This is a genomic window from Alteromonas sp. MmMcT2-5 (genome assembly GCF_022348315.1).
Lineage (GTDB): Bacteria > Pseudomonadota > Gammaproteobacteria > Enterobacterales > Alteromonadaceae > Alteromonas > Alteromonas macleodii.
This window is the reverse complement of sequence record NZ_JAKRFB010000134.1, coordinates 1-1,427: the sequence shown is the minus strand read 5'-3', so window position 1 is coordinate 1,427 and position 1,427 is coordinate 1. Positions and strand designations below refer to the sequence as shown.

Genomic DNA, 1,427 nt, shown 5'->3' with positions numbered 1-1,427 from the left:
TGGGGTACTAGGGATTTTCCCCTCTAAAGTAACATAGAACGCTACAGGCTTTGTATTATATAGCCTCCAGCTGTGGGTTACTTTCGTTTCCAAGCTTAATCATCCACGATTGGCTTCGTAATTTCACTAATATCAGGCAATTTTCCGGTATTGGTGAAGTTATACGTCCCGCTTAAGTTGATATTTTGCCATGCAACGGGCGAAACAGCACGAGTGATAGCCGCTTTTTCTTCATCACCTGTCGCTTCAAAGTGTCCCAGAAGATGACTCAGTATCGCGGATGCTTCTCCCCGGTTCAGGGCACGTTGCACATACTGCCGCAAACTGGCATCGTCGATGTAGTCAAGTAAATATTGCGCTTTAACCAGTCGATTATACTCTGTCAGCGCCTGTAATATCGGGTGTCCTGAAGGATAACCAGACAGTTTTCTCACCAGTATTGCCTGTGTTGTTCGTTTTGTCTGAAGTGACAGGACAATACGCCTGATATCCTGCCATCCCGTTTCGATGACCCCCGTCCTGATGGGTTTCTTCAGCGCAAGTATGGTGTTACATTGTTCATTTTCAGTCACCTCAAACAGATCGTTGATGACGCTGTTAAATTGCGCGTATCGCGGTGCAAAGCTGTAGCCGCATAGATCCAATAAAGCGAAGTTGACGTGATTGACACCGTGTGTATCTGTCGAGAGTACGTCAGGTTTGATATCGCTGCTGTTGGATTGCAACAGATCATAGATATAGTGTGATTCATGCTCGTTGGAGCCGATTATCCGTGCATTCAGCGCGCTGTGATTGGCGACCAGGGTCATGGCCGTGATCCCTTTATTGGTACCGAAGTACTTCGAGGAATACCGGGTTTTAAACGTTTCCAGATGCGTTTCGAATTTCTGACCATCCGCACTGGCGTGCAACTGGTCCTCCTGAATATGGTAGTGGCGGAAGATGGGTAATGAAGCCACCGCATTATTGATCACGTCGCTGGCATCATGCAGCGTTTCAGGTCGGATATAGTTAGCCTGTACTGTACTCAGGTGTTCATAACTGCGGTCGGAGATCTGCGCCATACCATACACACCACGGTGAGTGGCGTTAGCAATTAGAATGGCCAGTAAATCATCCTGATGAGTAGTTCCCTGTTTTTGTATTGGCAGCACATGTGTCAGGCATCGCATAAACCCGGTTTCGCGCTCAACATACCGCAGGACATCCGCGATACCGACTGGCTGCATTCGCTTAAAGAAGGGATTGTTGACCAGAGATGTAGCGCCTTTTGTTGGCAGGTGCCAGCGGGTGCCCGAGCGATTTTTCATGATTACATTGCGATTATCTCCCTCATCAATATGGCGCGCCACGTCTTTGAGCGCGCTTTCCAGTCGATGTTGTTTCTCCTGTAACAATGCGTCAACAGGTTGTTTTAGTCTGTCCAG

1 protein-coding gene is annotated in these 1,427 nt (G+C 48.0%); it reads right to left on the bottom strand.

Going from position 1 to position 1,427, the window contains the following annotated elements:
• Positions 1-95: 95 nt before the first annotated feature.
• The coding region (locus tag MHN09_RS21285; protein ID WP_239241844.1) for a Tn3 family transposase at positions 96-1,427 on the bottom strand (1,332 nt) is incomplete at its 5' end.